Source organism: Halomonas sp. TD01, assembly GCF_923868895.1.
GTDB lineage: Bacteria > Pseudomonadota > Gammaproteobacteria > Pseudomonadales > Halomonadaceae > Vreelandella.
Genome location: NZ_OV350343.1, coordinates 2,743,210 through 2,759,414 on the forward strand (window position 1 = coordinate 2,743,210; position 16,205 = coordinate 2,759,414).

At 53.5% G+C, this 16,205-nt stretch carries 13 protein-coding genes; 2 read left to right on the top strand and 11 right to left on the bottom strand.

From position 1 onward, the window contains the following. Window positions 1-74 precede the first annotated feature (74 nt). The 3 genes from L1X57_RS12240 to dctP form a co-directional block, all read right to left on the bottom strand. Window positions 75-1,394 carry a TRAP transporter large permease gene (locus L1X57_RS12240; protein WP_039868455.1) on the bottom strand — a complete coding sequence of 440 codons (1,320 nt, stop codon included), beginning with the start codon at window positions 1,392-1,394 and terminating at the stop codon, window positions 75-77. Window positions 1,395-1,613: 219 nt separating this feature from the next. Continuing rightward, entirely contained in the window at window positions 1,614-2,156 is a 543-nt protein-coding gene (locus L1X57_RS12245; RefSeq protein ID WP_009721870.1) for a TRAP transporter small permease subunit, read from the bottom strand. After that, complete coding sequence (gene dctP / locus L1X57_RS12250; protein ID WP_009721871.1) at window positions 2,149-3,168, bottom strand: TRAP transporter substrate-binding protein DctP; 1,020 nt, start codon at window positions 3,166-3,168, stop codon at window positions 2,149-2,151. The genes L1X57_RS12245 and dctP overlap by 8 nt, the downstream gene beginning before the upstream one ends. Before the next feature lie 547 nt (window positions 3,169-3,715). On the opposite strand from dctP, the gene alr reads away from it, so the two are divergent. Continuing rightward, on the top strand, window positions 3,716-4,969 hold the full coding sequence (gene alr / locus L1X57_RS12255; RefSeq protein WP_009721873.1) for an alanine racemase: 1,254 nt from the start codon (window positions 3,716-3,718) through the stop codon (window positions 4,967-4,969). Window positions 4,970-5,087: 118 nt separating this feature from the next. Here the strand turns inward: alr and L1X57_RS12260 are convergent, their stop codons facing one another. The 5 genes from L1X57_RS12260 to hutI all read right to left on the bottom strand — a co-directional run bounded on the left by L1X57_RS12260 (window position 5,088) and on the right by hutI (window position 12,089). Beyond that, the gene (locus L1X57_RS12260; protein ID WP_009721874.1) at window positions 5,088-6,434 is read right to left on the bottom strand and encodes a Na+/H+ antiporter family protein; all 1,347 of its coding nucleotides are present in this window, start codon (window positions 6,432-6,434) and stop codon (window positions 5,088-5,090) included. Window positions 6,435-6,557: 123 nt separating this feature from the next. Next, window positions 6,558-8,093, bottom strand: coding sequence for a histidine ammonia-lyase (hutH, locus tag L1X57_RS12265; protein ID WP_009721875.1), 1,536 nt, complete (start codon window positions 8,091-8,093; stop codon window positions 6,558-6,560). A 29-nt stretch (window positions 8,094-8,122) separates the two neighbouring features. Further along, a complete protein-coding gene (hutU, locus tag L1X57_RS12270; RefSeq protein ID WP_009721876.1) occupies window positions 8,123-9,802 on the bottom strand; it encodes a urocanate hydratase in 1,680 nt (559 codons plus the stop codon). 93 nt (window positions 9,803-9,895) lie between these two features. Continuing rightward, on the bottom strand, window positions 9,896-10,885 hold the full coding sequence (hutG, locus tag L1X57_RS12275; RefSeq protein WP_009721877.1) for a formimidoylglutamase: 990 nt from the start codon (window positions 10,883-10,885) through the stop codon (window positions 9,896-9,898). Beyond that, window positions 10,875-12,089: an imidazolonepropionase gene (gene hutI, locus L1X57_RS12280; RefSeq protein ID WP_009721878.1), complete on the bottom strand. Its 1,215-nt coding sequence runs from the start codon at window positions 12,087-12,089 to the stop codon at window positions 10,875-10,877. Before hutI ends, hutG begins: the two co-directional genes overlap by 11 nt. Window positions 12,090-12,430: 341 nt before the next feature. Between hutI and L1X57_RS12285 the strand changes: the two genes are divergently transcribed. Further along, on the top strand, window positions 12,431-13,753 hold the full coding sequence (locus tag L1X57_RS12285; protein ID WP_234667747.1) for a YjiH family protein: 1,323 nt from the start codon (window positions 12,431-12,433) through the stop codon (window positions 13,751-13,753). A 4-nt stretch (window positions 13,754-13,757) separates the two neighbouring features. Here L1X57_RS12285 and hutC read toward each other — a convergent pair whose 3' ends face one another. The 3 genes from hutC to L1X57_RS18820 all read right to left on the bottom strand — a co-directional run bounded on the left by hutC (window position 13,758) and on the right by L1X57_RS18820 (window position 16,121). After that, window positions 13,758-14,474, bottom strand: coding sequence for a histidine utilization repressor (gene hutC, locus L1X57_RS12290; RefSeq protein ID WP_009721881.1), 717 nt, complete (start codon window positions 14,472-14,474; stop codon window positions 13,758-13,760). A gap of 149 nt (window positions 14,475-14,623) precedes the next feature. Next, entirely contained in the window at window positions 14,624-15,910 is a 1,287-nt protein-coding gene (locus tag L1X57_RS12295; RefSeq protein ID WP_009721882.1) for a cyanophycinase, read from the bottom strand. 79 nt (window positions 15,911-15,989) lie between these two features. Then, window positions 15,990-16,121 (bottom strand): hypothetical protein, encoded by a 132-nt coding sequence (locus L1X57_RS18820; RefSeq protein WP_260648502.1) that lies wholly within the window; start codon window positions 16,119-16,121, stop codon window positions 15,990-15,992. Between the last annotated feature and the right edge of the window lie 84 nt (window positions 16,122-16,205).

Consider the following 16,205-nt stretch of genomic DNA (forward strand, 5'->3'; position numbering starts at 1 on the left):
GAATAAAAGAAAAGGCCCTAATGATTAGGGCCTTTTGGGTTGAGTTTCTGTCTATAGCCGTTTGATACGTTTGTTTAGAACAGTAGGTTGGGTAGCCACAGCGCAATACTTGGAAATAGTACGATAAGAGCTAAACCAATTATTTGCAGAGCAACATAAGGCAGCGCCGAACGATAGATATCGACAATAGTAATAGACTTTGGTGCGACTGATCGCATATAGAACAGGTTATACCCAAAGGGTGGTGTCAGATAAGCGGATTGCATACTTATAATGAACAGCACCGCAAACCAGGTAGTATCGAACCCTAAGTCACGTACGATCGGCACATAAAGCGGAATCGTGATGAACAGGATCGCAAAGTCATCCAGAAACATGCCAAGCGCAAAAAAGCTAACCAGCATGATGATGATGACGGTATAGGGTGACAGCGCGAAGTCATCGATAAAATCACTGACGATCATACCTGCGCCCAAGCCCATATAAATACGGCTAAAGAACACCGCTGCAATGGCAATCCAAAGCAACATACCCGTTATTTTGGTCGTGCTGAGCATTGCGTAACGTAGAAGGCTCCAATTAAGCCGGCCCCTTAGCGCCGCAATAAGCATTGCACCGCCTGCCCCCACTGCTGAAGCTTCAGAAGGTGAGGTGACCCCTCCGATGATGCAGCCCAGTACGGCGGTGACCAAAAGGCCAGGAGCAATAACATGGCGTAAAGAGATCAGCTTTTCTTTGGCGCTAAAACGTTCTTCTACTGGCGCTGCGGGGCCTAAGGCAGGATTTATGCGGCAGCGTATCAATATATACGCCATGTAAATACCGGCCAGCATTAGGCCAGGTACTAAGCCCGCAGCAAATAGCTTTCCTACGGATTCGCGAGCAAGAAACGCATAGACAATCATTAAGATACTGGGTGGGATCAAAAAGCCTAGTGCGCCACCTGCCATGATAGTACCGGTGACAAGCCGCTTGTGATAACCGCGCTTAAGCATTGCTGGCAATGCAATGATCCCTAAGCTGACGGTAGCAGCCCCTGAAACACCCGCCATGGCAGCGATAAGGGCGCAAATAAGAATGGTGCCAATCCCAAGTCCGCCTGGAAGGCTCCCCATTAGCTTATGCATCATTTCGAAGAGATCATCTGTAATGCCGGAGCGTTCCAGTACCAATCCCATAAAGATGAAGAGCGGGAGGGCCACCAGGAGAAAGTTATCCATGGTGCTATATGCCGATGATAACAAGAAGTCCAAGCCCCCAGGACCAAACATCATGTAGGCACTTCCCATGCCCGATATCATCAATGCCCACGCTAGCGGAGCACCTATTGCCATTAGGACGATCATGGAGAGAAACATGATCGCCGTAATTATCATGGGGTCTAAATTTAACATAGGGATACCCTTTGCATAGCATACCCAGGAGGATGTGCCGGGGTGTGTCTCTTATTTTTCACGGTAAAGCCACGTTGAAATAGAGCGAGGGTTAAGCAGCACGATGTTTAAGCAGTCCGTTGTTCAAGCAGCGCTAGTAAACACAACGACTAAACGGGGCTTATAAACGGGGCTTATAAACTTGAGCTAAGTCTAGGCTTAAACAACGCCAGGCTGTCTTTAATCAGCGTCGCTAATGTCGTCTCGCGGATCGTCATAGGGAATGCCAAGTAAACGCACGATGGCCCGCACTAGCTCTGCTACGCTCTGAAGAATTAGAAATCCAACGGCGATTGGAATGGTCGCTTTTATCGGCCAGAGCGGTGGACGCCAGATGCTACGGTTGGAATACTCGCCGATTAGCCAGGAGCGGTGGGCGAATTCCACGGCCATAGTGAAAAATATGCTCAGCACCAAAATGCCTAGTGAAAACACAATCACGTCACAGAACGCTTGCGTGCGCATAGGCAGCAGGCGATAGATGACATCACTTCGCACATGGCTTTGGTGGCGGAGGGTATAGCTGCCAGCCAGGATACTCAGCGCACCGAAGAACATCGTCGCTAGTTCGTGCCCCCACACAGTGGGGGCATTGAGTATATAGCGAGCGACTACTTCATAGAGCAGTACACCGATAATACCTAGCGTCAGCCAGGCGGTGACTCGTCCGACCCAGTCGGAAAGCCCATCCTGAAAACGTAGATATCGGCTGATCTTACTCACTCAGTCGTCCTTGCGCTTTGGCGTTGTTGATTAAGATTTCAACGGCTTTTGCGTTTCGCTCAGAGCGGGCTGCCTCTTCTTCCCAAATTGGCAAGGATGCTTCGGCTAGACGTTGCGAGTCTTCTTCCGGCAGCGTGGCGAATTCAAACAGCTCACCTTCATCGATGATGCGTTGGTTGCCTTCTTCAAGCCAGTTGTGAACGTCGTCCAGATACTGAGCCAATTCATCTACCAAAATTTGCTGCTGTTCTTCGCTCATACGTTCCCAGGAGTTGGGATTGATGAACGCGTTTTCTGTCCAGCCTGGGTTGAGTAAGTTGATATCGGTGTAGTACCCCGCCACTTCATTAATTCGCAGCTGTTCGTACTCTACAGGGCCACCGTAAACGGCTCCGTCAATAACGCCAGTCGAGAGTGCTACGTAGAGCTCTTCACCGGGAATAAAGGCCGTTGGGATATCGAATTTTTCCAGCACCGTTGCAATGGAGCTGGTTGCGCGGATGCGCATGCTGGATAGATCTTCCAGACTAGTGACAGGCTCTCGGGTGACTAAGCCATAATCGCTACCAAAGCCACGGCCAATCAGTTTGACGCCTTGTTCTGCGTAAGCTTCAGCGATGAGTTCATCAAGACCTTGATTGGCAAATATGTCACGAGCTTCTTCAACGTTTACCCAAGCTCCAGGGAGACCCCCTTCGATAGTGCCGATGCCAACGGTGCCAGGCCAATAGCTACCAACACCGTGGCCGATATCGATGCTCCCACGGGCTACGGCTTCGACAAACTGATCGCTGCTAACCAGCTCGCCACCACGGAAGAATTGTATGTTGATGGTGCCATCACTTGCTTCACTTACCCGGTCCCGCAAGTCAGCTGCTATATGATCAACTTCGGTGCCATAAAACGTATGCATGCGTAAACGAACAGTATCTGCATAGAGCGCTTGGCTAGCCATGATGGAAGCGGCGATGGAGGTCGCAAGAGCGCATTTCACGGATGTTGAGAGCTTCATAAAACCTCTTTGTTGGTAGCGTTTAGAGTTATAGAGGGCATCAATGTTTCTATTTCGAAACGATGTTGCACCTCCAGTTTAATCACACGCGCGGTGGTCATGCCATAAAAAATTTCTATAAAATCGTCTAACATCAACATTTTTACGATACGTTGATTAACAGTTAACCAGGTATTATTCGTGTCGCGACATGATTTTTAATATTTTTTTCAAAGAGTTAGTGTTTTAAAAAGCAAGTATTGTTGGCCAAGCTCATGCTCGAAACGTTGATAAAAGGTGTAGCCAACCACTCGTTGAGTCTGTTATTGGCCAAATCTTAGGTTAGACGGCACTTGAGATGGCGCTTGAGACGTCACTTGATGCATGGTTAAAGTAATCTTAGCTTAAGTATTTGGAAGCACGCTAGAGAAGGGGACTTGCGTCAGTTTATTGCGTCCTAGTACTGCTTTTTTTAATAAACGCGGCACGCGCTATCGTTAAGAATTGTTAGGGCAGGTTAGTGTGAGCAGTGGGTTTTTAACAATGAAAACTAATCAAGGATTTGATAATGAAATATCCACTAACCCTGTTAGCTGCCGCTGTTGCTGCCACCGTTACCACTACAAGCTATGCGGCGCCGTTGCTTAGCGACCAGGCATTGCTGGTTGATAGCCCTGAGCACTTGAGTGCCAATGCCTGGGTGGAAATCTCGCAATCGGCTTTTGAAGGGAACGTTCGTGGTGTTCAGGAACTGCTGGGCGAAGAAGCGGACCTTTGCGCCATTATGAAGGCCGATGCTTATGGTCATGGCATTGCTAATTTAATGCCTTCCGTGATCGCGTTAGGCATTCCTTGTATTGGTGTGGCAAGTAATGAAGAAGCCCGCGTTGTTAGGGCGGCTGGCTTCGATGGACGTTTAATGCGCGTCCGTAGTGCGACACCTGAAGAGGTGCGCGGCGCATTCGATTACGACATGGAAGAGCTGTTCGGGGATATAACAGCCGCGCGCCAAGCGGCCAGCGATGCGGCTGAGGCAGGAGTGACACTGCGCTATCATTTAGGCCTGAATGCGGGCGGCATGGGGCGTAATGGTATGGCGCTTGATAGTGAAGCAGGTCGCCAGGAAGCCTTAGAGCTGCAAGGCTTAGCATCGTTGGAATTGGTGGGCATCATGACCCACTTTGCCTTTGAGGATGAGGACTTTGTCCGCCAAGGGTTGGAAGTATTTCACGAGCAAAGTGATTGGTTAATCGAGACCGCAAACCTGGACCGTGATGGGTTAATTCTTCATGCCGCCAACTCGTTTGCCACCATGGAAGTGCCTGAAGCACGCCTTGATATGGTGCGTCCGGGTGGCTTGCTCTATGGAGATCTACCCCATTATGAGCAGTTCAAGCCAGTAATGTCGTTTCGCACGCGGGTAGCGTCTGTCAACGATTACGCGCAAGGCAGCGGGGTTGGTTACGATAACGTGAGGGTGTTGGAGCGCGATAGCTTATTGGCGAATTTGCCAGTTGGTTATTCTGATGGCTATCGGCGTGTTTTCACAGACGCCGCCTTTGTTCTGGTCAACGGTGAGCGAGTACCGGTCATGGGTAAAGTGTCAATGAACACGACCATGGTCGATGTTACGGATGTGGAGGGAGTTGCGCCGGGTGATGAAGTGGTGCTTTACGGGCTCCAGGGCGAGGAGCGAATCACGATTGGTGAACTTGAAGACCTCAATGGTGCGTTACTCGCCGACCTTTATACGGTATGGGGAAACTCCAACCCGAAGGTGTTGCGTCCAAGTGATAGCGATATGAATAGCAATAACGAGTAATTACCGCTAATAAAGACAGTGATGTACTAGCGTTTATTGACGAAACTACCCCGCTCATTCGAGCGGGGTAGTTTGGTTTTGGGGGAAAGTCATTGCTGTAAAAATATGGGGTTGCGCGTCATAGGATCATGGCGGCTATCCACCCAAAGGCAATCAGCGGGATGTTGTAGTGCAAGAAGGTCGGTACAACGCTGTCCCAGATATGGTCGTGCTGGCCGTCAGCATTGAGACCGGCGGTCGGGCCAAGCGTCGAATCGGAGGCGGGTGAGCCTGCATCGCCCAAGGCGGCCGCGGTACCTACCAGCGCGACGGTGGCCAGCGGTGAAAAGCCAAAATTCAGCGCAAGCGGTACGTAAAGTGAGGCGATGATGGGAATCGTCGAGAAAGAAGAGCCGATACCCATGGTAATGAAAAGGCCCACAAGCAGCATAATTAGCGCTGCCAAGCCTTTGTTATCACCAATTATTTCTGTGGAGCTGCTTACTAGCGCTTCAACCTCTCCACTGGCCTGCATCACACTGGCAAATCCCGCTGCGGTAATCATAATGAACCCGACCAGGGCCATCATGCGCATACCTTCGGTAAAAATGCCGTCCTGTTCGTGCCAGCGGAAAACGCCACTTAGTGAAAGCAGAGCAAAGCCAAAGATACCACCCAGCACCATCGAACCGGTGTAGAGCTGAACGACCACGGTTCCAACCAGTGCTATCGCCAGCACGGCTTTTTGCCAACCTTTCAAATGCTGGGCTGCTTCTGCTGGGGTTTCATTACCCTTGGCAAGGTCGCGGTCTTGGTAGTTACGCCCTTTGCGATAGCTAAACAATACCGCTACGGCCAGGCCTAATGCCATGCCTCCAATAGGTATCACCATCGCCATGGGCACCATCTGGCGGGTGATTTCCAATCCAAATTCGGCACCGCTTTCATTCAGGTTGGTGAGCAAAATGTCGTTCAGAAAGATAGCGCCGAAGCCCACTGGTAACAGCATATAGGGGGCAGTAATACCGAAGGTAATTACGCAGGCCACCAGGCGGCGGTCGAGCTGAAGGTGGTTCATCAGTTTCAGTAACGGTGGTACCAGCACAGGAATGAAGGCAATGTGAACCGGAATAAGGTTCTGAGAACTGACCGCCGCGGCTAGCAAGGCGGCTAGTAAGGTATAGGTCACCATGCGGCGGCTGCTGCCGGAATCATCCACATGAAAACGCGCAATGGCACGGTTTGCCATTACTTCGGTGATGCCTGAACGTGAGAGTGCGACGGCGAAAGCGCCCAGCACGGCATAGGCCAGTGCCACCGTGGCACCGTTGCCAAGGCCGTCGTTAAAGGCATCAAGGATGGCATTGACGGGCATGCCTGCATAAAGCCCACCGACCAATGTAGCGACGATTAAGGCAAAGACAACGGAAACGCGAGCCAAGCTGAGGCTGACCATCACTAAAATGGCCAAAACGATAGCATTCATGAATAGCTACTCTTGTCGTTAGAATTGGATTTAGCTGGAATTAGATTTAGCTTTAATTGGGCTTAGTTGAGATTGAATGCAGTGGAACCCCGCAGCCTGTTGCTGCGGGATAGAAAAAGCCGCTTAGTGCTGGCTTGGTAGGGTGCCAGGCCGAAGCAGGTGGCTTAGTGTTCTGGCGGCTAATAGGTCGCTGGCTGCTTCAATGTCTGGGGCAAAGAAGCGATCCTGGTCGTAATGGGTAACATGCTTACGCAGCAACTGTTTGGCTTGTTCCAGTGGCTCGGTGGTGTTTAAACCGTGGCGCATATCGAGCCCTTGGCAAGCACTTAGCCATTCGATCGCGAGAATGCCACGCACGTTATCGGCCATTTCCCATAACCGCTTGCCCGCCGCCGGTGCCATGGAAACGTGATCTTCCTGGTTGGCTGAGGTGGGCAGGCTGTCTACGCTATGCGGATGCGCCAACGCTTTGTTTTCGCTGGCCAGGGCGGCTGCTGTGACTTGGGCAATCATAAACCCGGAGTTGACGCCGCCTTTTTCGACCAGGAAGGGCGGCAGCTGGGACATGTGCTTGTCCATCATCAAGGAGATGCGTCGTTCCGCCAGCGAACCGATTTCAGCGATGGCAAGCGCCAGGTTGTCGGCAGCCATGGCGACCGGCTCGGCGTGGAAGTTACCACCGGAGATAATGTCGTCGGTATCTTCAAACACCAATGGGTTGTCGGATACCGCGTTGACTTCAACCGCCAGTATGTCGGCAACATGGCGAATTTGAGTCAGTGCTGCCCCCATTACCTGCGGCTGACAGCGCAGGGAGTAAGGATCCTGCACTCTATCGCAGTTGGCGTGGGAGTCGCCGATGTCGCTGGTTTCGCCGAGCAGATGCCGATAAGCCGCCGCTGCGTCGATTTGGCCGCGTTGGCCACGCACTTCATGAATGCGCGCATCGAACGGCGAGCGCGAGCCTAACGTGGCTTCAACCGTCAGGGAGCCGCAGACCGTGGCGGCGGCATACAGGTCTTCGGCATCGAACAGGCCGCGTAGCGCGTAAGCGGTTGATACCTGGGTGCCGTTGAGCAGTGCCAAGCCCTCTTTGGGAGCCAGCGCAATGGGGCTAAGACCGGCGACTTTGAGCGCTTCCTCAGCGGAGAGCCATTCGCCTTTGTATCGCGCTTTGCCTTCACCAATCAGTACCACACTCATGTGGGCCAGCGGCGCAAGATCACCGGAGGCTCCCACCGAGCCTTTTAGCGGAATATGCGGATACACCTCGGCGTTGATCAAGGCGATCAGCGCATCGAGGACTTCCCGGCGAATGCCGGAAAAGCCCCTCGCCAGGCTGTTAACCTTAAGCACCATGATGAGCCGTACAAGGCTGTCATCCATCGCAGCGCCCACGCCGGTGGCATGGGAGAGCACTAGTGAACGTTGCAGCGCTTCCAGGTCTTCATCGGCGATACGTGTTTGAGCAAGCAGCCCAAACCCAGTGTTAATGCCGTAGACCGTGCGGTTCTCGTCGACCACACGGTTGACGCAATCCACGCTTTTTTGAATGGCTTCGTCAGCACTGCTTGGCAGGCTAACCTTGACCGGTGATTGAAAGACCTGGCGCGCCTGCGCCAGTGTCATTTTGCCGGGCTGAATATCAAGGTGGGGCATGATTCGTACTCCTTGTCGTTGTTAAATGTCTAGCGGTTCAGCATCGGCAAATCGAGGCCGTTTTCACGGGCAGATTCTTTAGCGATTTCGTAGCCTGCATCGGCGTGGCGCATAACGCCAGTACCTGGGTCGTTACGCAGCACGCGGCCAAGGCGTGCGTGGGCATCATCGGTGCCGTCGGCGACAATAACCACACCCGAGTGCTGGGAGTAGCCCATGCCGACACCGCCACCGTGGTGTAGCGATACCCAAGTGGCACCACCGGCGGTGTTAAGTAGGGCATTCAACAGCGGCCAGTCGGAGACGGCGTCAGAGCCATCCATCATCGACTCGGTCTCGCGGTTGGGGCTCGCCACAGAGCCGGAATCCAGGTGGTCGCGACCGATAACCACCGGTGCTTTAAGCTCGCCGTTTTTGACCATCTCGTTAAAGGCTTGGCCAAGACGAGCGCGATCTTTCAGGCCGACCCAGCAGATACGTGCCGGAAGACCTTGGAAGCTGATGCGTTCCCGCGCCATATCCAGCCAGTTGTGCAGGTGCGGGTCGTCGGGGATCAGCTCTTTGACTTTCTGGTCGGTTTTGTAAATATCTTCTGGGTCGCCGGATAGCGCCGCCCAGCGGAACGGGCCAATTCCCTGGCAGAATAAAGGACGGATATAGGCTGGCACAAAGCCGGGGAAATCGAAGGCATTCGTCACGCCTTCTTCTTGAGCCATCTGACGAATATTGTTGCCATAATCGAAAGTCGGCACGCCCATTTTCTGGAAGTCGAGCATGGCTTGAACATGCACTGCCATCGACTGCTTGGCGGCTTTAACGGTGGCTTGGGGTTGTGATTTACCACGGGCGACGTACTCTTCCCAGGTCCAGCCTGCCGGCAAGTAGCCGTGTAGCGGATCGTGGGCGCTGGTTTGGTCAGTCACCATATCGGGCTTCACGCCGCGCTTGACCAGTTCAGGCAGTACATCTGCCGCGTTGGCACACAGGCCAATTGAGATGGCTTTACCTTCGGCTGTATAGCGCTCAATCCGCGCCAGTGCATCGTCAAGATCGTCGGCTTGCTCATCCAGGTAGCGGGTGCGCAGACGGAAATCGATGCTGGTTTGCTGGCACTCGATATTCAGCGAGCAGGCACCGGCCAGGGTGGCAGCCAGCGGTTGTGCGCCACCCATGCCGCCAAGGCCAGCAGTGAGAATCCAGCGCCCCTTTAGGTTGCCGTCGAAGTGTTGGCGGCCCGCTTCAACAAAGGTTTCATAGGTGCCTTGAACAATGCCTTGAGAGCCGATGTAAATCCAGGAACCTGCGGTCATCTGGCCATACATCATCAGACCCTTGCGATCCAGCTCATTGAAGTGTTCCCAGTTGGCCCAGGCGGGCACCAGGTTGGAGTTGGCAATGAGTACTCGCGGGGCGTCTTTATGGGTCTCAAATACACCTACCGGTTTGCCGGACTGCACCAGTAAGGTTTGCGTGTCTTCCAGTCGCTGGAGCGTCTCAACAATTTTGTCGTAGCACTCCCAGTCACGGGCGGCGCGGCCAATGCCGCCATACACCACCAGATCTTCGGGGCGTTCAGCCACGTCAGGGTGGAGGTTGTTCATCAGCATGCGCATTGGCGCTTCGGTCAGCCAGCTTTTGCAGCTGAGTTGGCTGCCGGTGGGGGCTGCAATCTTACGGGATGCGTCGTGACGTTTATCGTTCGCTAACATGGCGAGACTCCTCTGGTGTGGCGGTTTGTTGTTAGTTGATTAGTTATTGGCTAGTGATGGATTGGTTATTAATTGAATAATTGATTCAGGACGCTAGGTGTCGAGCGCCAACTGAAAGACAAGCCGGGCTGCCGCGCGGGCGGTACGGCTATCGATATCGTGAGCGGGATTTAGCTCGGCTAGATCGGCTAAGCGAAGCTTGCCGCTGTCGCGGATGGCTTCAATCAGCGGTTCAATCAACGCAAGTGAGACGCCCCGAGCGGCAGGGGCGCTGACCCCAGGGGCTTCCCCAGCGGGCAACACATCCAGGTCGATGGTCAGGTAGAGATGATCACAGCGCACCATGAAGCGCTCTAGGTCGCGCTGAATGCGCTCAAGGTGTGCCGCTTGAAAGTCCCGGTCTTCACGAACCATGACGCCGAGTTGTGCGGCACGGTTAAACAGGGCGCGGGTGTTGGCAGCGCGGCTTACGCCTAAGCAGGCGTAGCGAAATGGCCAGCCGCGTTGGGCGCATTGATCGGCAATCTGCGTAAAGGGGGTGCCCGAAGAACGCACGTGGGAGGGGGCGCGTAAATCGAAGTGGGCATCAAAATTGATAATGCCGATGCGCGGGGCCTTCTCACCGTTGTCAGCGAGATGCTGGGCAAGCCCCAGCCAGCTGCCGTAGGCCACCTCATGGCCACCACCCAGCACAATGGGGAAATGCTCCGCCTTAAGCAGCGCCGATACGTGATCGGCGAGGGCCTGTTGGGCTGTTTCTAAGGCATCGCCTTCGCAGCGCACATTCCCCGCATCGTAGGCTGGCCCTGTGCGGTGCCAGGCCAGCGGTGCCAACGCTTTACGCAGTGCCGAAGGGCCTTGTGCGGCGCCGGTGCGGCCCTGGTTTCTGGCAACACCTGCATCGCTTTCAAAACCTAATAAGGCACAGCCCGGCGCTGCCGTTTCACTCAACGGCTGAATTTTCTGATGCCAGCGCTCGCTGTTGGGCTCTGGATCTGTACGGCCCGCCCAGAGTGACATATCGAGGGCTGTCTCGACGGATGTACTGGTAAACGTACTGGTAGAGGCGCTGTTAATTGCCATGGGTAAGCGCTCCCTGGAATAAACGCTGACGAAGGCGCCCAGGCTGCACGGCGTAAGCGAGCTCAGCTGGCGCATCGATATCCCATACGCAGACGTCGGCTTCTGCACCTTCGTGGATGAGCCCTTTCCCCGCTAGCCCTAGTGCAGTTGCCCCGTGGGCCGTCATGCCTGACAACGCTTCCTGGGGTGTCAGGCGGAAAAGTGTACAGGCCAGGTTGAGCATTAGCGTGGGCATAAATAGTGGGGAGCTGCCGGGGTTGGCGTCGGTAGCCACCGCCATTGGAACGCCAGCGTTGCGCAGGGCGGCGATAGGCGGTTGTTGCGTTTCACGTAAGGTATGGAATGCGCCGGGCAGTATGACCGCCACGCTACCTGCCTCACGCATGGCGGCGATGCCAGTGTCATCCAGGTATTCAATGTGGTCAGCAGACAGCGCACCGTGGCGAGCGGCCATGGCCGTTCCCCCCAGGTTAGAGAGCTGCTCGGCGTGGGCCTTAATGGGTAGGCCATGGGCCTTGGCGGCTTTAAACACTCGCTCGCACTGTTCCACCGAGAAGGCGATCTTTTCGCAGAAAACATCAACCGCATCGGCCAGTCCTGCGGCCACTGCGGCGGGGATCATCTCCTGGCAGACCAAGTCGATATAGCCGTCGCTGTCATCCTTGTACTCTGGGGGAAGGGCATGAGCACCCAGCAGCGTAGTGACTATTTTTACGGGCAGCATCTTGCCGAGGCGACGCGCGACGCGCAGCATCTTGAGTTCATCTTTGACGGTTAGCCCGTAGCCAGACTTGATCTCTACGGTGGTAACGCCGTCGGCAATCAGCGCTTCAAGACGCGGTTTAGCGAGCCTTAACAACTCATCTTCACTAGCTTCGCGCGTAGCGCGAACGGTGCTGAGAATACCGCCGCCGCGTTTAGCGATCTCCTCATAACTAGCCCCTTCAAGCCGCGCTTCAAACTCTTCAGCGCGCGAGCCGCCAAACACAAGGTGAGTGTGGCAATCCACGAGACCTGGTGTCATCACGCCACCGCTACCCATCTCAATGCAGTTTTCGGCGAGCTGCTCGTCGAACTCACTCATGGGCGACAAGGAGATGATGTGTGCTCCCTCGGTGATAACGGCCATGCGGTCAGGCAATGTCCGCAGGCCATCGAAGACGCTGATATCGCGCCAGAGGCGACGATCCGTTGAATTCGTCATGAGGAGCTCCTTTCAAAGGCGACTTTCAAAAATTTATCTTCAAACCTTAATGTATATACAATTAAGGTCAATATGAGAGGATTCGTCAAGATGGTTGTTACAAAATAATGTGAAAGATGCAACACGTGAAAAGGAGGGTTGTTATATTTTTGTTTTTACAAACAATTGTTTATGTATTTTTTTATTTTGATAAAGCGTGTTTTTAGAGTGATTGGTTAGACTAATGTCTACTTATATTGATTGGAGGATGGTCTTCAATTGATGTGTATATGTATATACATTAAGTGTTGAAGATGCGTGGAAGGCTCACTAAACGCTGTCACACAACAAGAGGCATGCTCATGCTCCCCCCAAATACAACAACCCATCAGCGGCCCAGTGCCGCGCTGATTCTCAAACTGTTTCTGCCAAGTGCACTGGGGATATTGATTTTCTTCGTGCCTGTTGAAATAGGAGGCCGCAGCACTATATTGCTCGATCATATGGTGACCGGTGCCCGACGCTGGTTAGGTGATGCTAGTGGCTTTTATGCGCTGGCGCTGATTGTCGCCGGTGCTGCGTACCCGCTGATTCGAGGCTACTGGAATCGTAATGTTACCGAGCGCATTTTTACCGCACTAAAATTACTTGGGGTAATTGCCGCTCTGATGGCGCTGACCGGCTGGGGGCCTGCCTTTCTGCATGAACCGGATATGCTGCCTTTCCTGTTTGATAAGCTGGTGATTCCGGTAGGTTTGATTGTTCCCATTGGCGCGATTTTTCTCGCTTTGTTGATCAGCTATGGGTTGCTTGAGCTTATTGGTGTACTGGTTCAGCCGGTGATGCGGCCCATTTGGCGAACGCCAGGACGTTCGGCTATCGATGCGGTTGCCTCATTCGTGGGTAGCTACTCTATTGGCCTATTGATTACCAACCGGGTGTATCAGGCAGGGCAGTATTCAGCGCGCGAGGCCGCCATTATCGCCACGGGGTTCTCTACCGTATCGGCAACGTTTATGATCATCGTGGCGCGCACGCTGGACTTAATGGCGGTATGGAACCTGTATTTTTGGCTAACGTTGTTGATCACGTTTATTGTCACGGCCGTAACCGTTCGCTTACCGCCACTATCCGGTATGGATGACAGTGCTGACGATGGTGAACCAGCGGCGGTGGCAGGTAAACGGTTGCTGACGGCATGGCAAACCGGGCTGGAAGTAGCTGCCCGAGCGCCCGCATTGCATAAAAGTGTCGCGATCAACTTTAAAGAGGGGTTAGTGATGGCGATTAGCATCCTACCCTCTATCATGTCGGTTGGTTTGCTGGGATTGCTTGCGGCTAAATACACGCCACTGTTTGAGTGGTTAGGCTGGTTTTTCTACCCCTTCGTGGCGGTATGGGGCATTGCTGATGCTGCAGCACTTGCACAGGCATCCGCTGCAGGTCTTGCTGAGATGTTTTTACCGGCGCTGTTGATGGCAGAAGCGGAATTTGTGTCGCGTTTTGCTGCAGGCGTGGTATCGGTATCTTCGGTGTTGTTCTTCTCAGCCTCAATTCCTTGCATCCTTTCTACGAGTATTCCGCTTTCCGTAGGGCGCATGGTCGTGGTGTGGTTTATTCGCGTTGCATTAAGCCTGATGCTCGCCATACCAACAGGCTATTTTGTGCAAGCCCTTATCAGCTAAGCCATTATGATGCTTGGCGATGCACCGAGGAACGCAGCTTGTAGCGGTCGCCTGGGTGCAGTAGGCGGGCATAGCTGATGAGCTGTTCGCCTGACCAGGTACGCCGAACCATGCTCAGGCAGGGGGTTGAGGTATCGATAGTTAGCCAGTCGGCGGTTTGTTGATCGACGAGCACGGCTTCAACGATGTGTTCTACGTCAGTAATCGGGCAGGCCGCTACCAATATTTCGTTGGGTGTATGTACCGAAAAGTCACTCTTTAGATAATTGGGTACCCAGCGGGGGTTAACATAGCGGTTTTCAAGCTGAATGGGTGTGTCGTTTTCCAAGTGCACGAGCAGTGTCTGAAACACGCGACTGCCAAGACGCACGCCCAAGCGCAAAGCGATTTCGTCATCAGCTTCAATGGCTTCACAGACGAGTACGCGATTACTGTAATGGTGCCCCCTGAAGCGGACTTCATCGGCAATGTTGTACACCTCGACCAGAGACGACTCTGCCTTGCGATCTGTTACAAAGGTGCCTAGCCCTGGCTGGCGTGTAAGGTAGCCTTTTTGGACGAGATCACGAATCGCTTTATTGGCTGTCATTCGGCTTACCCCAAAATCTCGGGCAAGCTGCTCTTCGGGAGGGATCTGGTGGTGTGCTGGCCAGGCACCGCCCTGGATTTTCTCTAGCAGGTGCTGCTGTATTTGCAGGTAAAGCGGGGGAGCGCTGGTCATGACGTGCCTTTCAAATGAATCTAATGTCTATACATATCCAGTGTACCTTGTGCGAAGGCTGAGAGCATCCTGTTGCTGATGGCACGCCGGGTCAGAAAGGCCCGGCGGCAACGCATTTTTATCGCTGGTGATGGTCGTTCATGGCTGCGTTAAGGTGTATGCAGTTCTACACGCAGTGGTTCTAGAGCCATCCGGACGTTCTCAAAGCTGTAGCGATCTAGCGTCATGTCCTGACTCCAGTAGCCTTGGGTTTGCTCGTCTTGGCTAAAAACGATCCGAAGTCCTTGGTTTTCGTCGCCTACTAGCAGCGAAGTGACTTGTTCGGTGGCTGAATTATCTAGCAGGTCAAAGCCAATAAGTTCCTGCAAGTTGCGGTTGGCGCTCAGCAAGCCACTCTGCAGGCTCACAGGGACATCGAAATACTCATTCCCCGAGGTTTCATAAGCACCTTCGCGAACGTGATATTCACCACTTTCAGGTAGGTAGCGATCACCCGGTAGTAAATAGCCTAGGCGAACGTTTTCTACACTGATTGGAAATCCTGATGAAGGGCGAGTCGCTTCGCTGGTATCCACTAGTGTTATGCCCCCACTGCCTGCCACTTGCCACTCGTCGTTATCAACAATGAGCGCGGTGCCTTCATCAATGCCGATGCCTAGTGGCTGTCCATCTTCATGCTCTAGCATCACGGCTAGCAGTCGGCCAAGACGGGCTTTGCGGTCGAAGTGTTGGTCGATCAGCCCGGCTTCGAAAAAGCCTAATCCTGGGCGTACAACGGCAGGGCCAAACTCTTGATTATTCATGCTCTCATAGTCATCACTGAACCCCTTAAAAAGGGCGCCTTGACTATCGCCACCTGCGAGCATGGAGGAAGACATAATTGCTGCCCCAGCGCTGGTGCCTGCCAGAACGCCACCCCGTGAATGGAAGTCACGTATAGCGGCGAGCACTGGCGTATCGCTACCATCTTCCTCCAGTAGCACTGCGGTGATGCGGGTTTGATCGCCGCCTAGGAACCAGATGGCATCTAGCTCGTCGATAGAAGCAGCCAGTTCTTCATCACGACCATTGTCTACCCACTCTGATTCATCAACGTCTTCGGTCCGTTTGTCATCGTTAACCGCTAGTGGAAGCAGGCGAATGTTCTCTTCTGCAAGACCAAGGCGAGTGAACGCCTCAACAATTTTGCCATAGTTGCCGGAAATATTGCCGGTAGCAGCGGGTACGACGCCAAGGCGAATGTCGGCGGCGGATTTGTCGATGGGGTTGATGACCGCTTGGAAGATATCTTGGTGGCTCTCTTGTAAGAAACCACCTGCAATAATGAGCGCCCCGGGTGAGTCAGCAAAAGCTGCTTGGCTGCTGATTAATGCACCACCCAGTGAGAGGGCGAGTAGGGAGTGTTTCAGGGTACGGCGCGTCGTGATAGTCGACATGAATAAATTCCTTAATCGATACGTCTGATTTCGTCAGCAATTGACGAGCTCGGGAAAATCTGATGACGGATCGATCAGGCTATTCGTTATACCACTCGCTGAGAGCAGTACGGGTGAGGGGGTAAGCACCTGTGCGCACTACCGCATCTACCCAGCGGCTACGTAAAAGCCGATAGGTCTGCGATAACAATGACAGGTAATCGTGCGACATGGGGGAACACTTCTTATCGTTTTTTTCAAAGCTACCACTGCTGCCTGGTGTTTAGCAAACGCTTAGCGATATTGTCGGAAGCGG

Excerpts from the sequence above, each read along its gene's own strand:
- L1X57_RS12240 (WP_039868455.1), bottom strand. The coding sequence starts at position 1,394 with ATGTTAAATTTAGACCCCATGATAATTACGGCGATCATGTTTCTCTCC.
- dctP (WP_009721871.1), bottom strand. The coding sequence starts at position 3,168 with ATGAAGCTCTCAACATCCGTGAAATGCGCTCTTGCGACCTCCATCGCC.
- alr (WP_009721873.1), top strand. The coding sequence starts at position 3,716 with ATGAAATATCCACTAACCCTGTTAGCTGCCGCTGTTGCTGCCACCGTT.
- L1X57_RS12260 (WP_009721874.1), bottom strand. The coding sequence starts at position 6,434 with ATGAATGCTATCGTTTTGGCCATTTTAGTGATGGTCAGCCTCAGCTTG.
- hutH (WP_009721875.1), bottom strand. The coding sequence starts at position 8,093 with ATGCCCCACCTTGATATTCAGCCCGGCAAAATGACACTGGCGCAGGCG.
- hutU (WP_009721876.1), bottom strand. The coding sequence starts at position 9,802 with ATGTTAGCGAACGATAAACGTCACGACGCATCCCGTAAGATTGCAGCC.
- hutG (WP_009721877.1), bottom strand. The coding sequence starts at position 10,885 with ATGGCAATTAACAGCGCCTCTACCAGTACGTTTACCAGTACATCCGTC.
- hutI (WP_009721878.1), bottom strand. The coding sequence starts at position 12,089 with ATGACGAATTCAACGGATCGTCGCCTCTGGCGCGATATCAGCGTCTTC.
- L1X57_RS12285 (WP_234667747.1), top strand. The coding sequence starts at position 12,431 with ATGCTCCCCCCAAATACAACAACCCATCAGCGGCCCAGTGCCGCGCTG.
- hutC (WP_009721881.1), bottom strand. The coding sequence starts at position 14,474 with ATGACCAGCGCTCCCCCGCTTTACCTGCAAATACAGCAGCACCTGCTA.
- L1X57_RS12295 (WP_009721882.1), bottom strand. The coding sequence starts at position 15,910 with ATGTCGACTATCACGACGCGCCGTACCCTGAAACACTCCCTACTCGCC.
- L1X57_RS18820 (WP_260648502.1), bottom strand. The coding sequence starts at position 16,121 with ATGTCGCACGATTACCTGTCATTGTTATCGCAGACCTATCGGCTTTTA.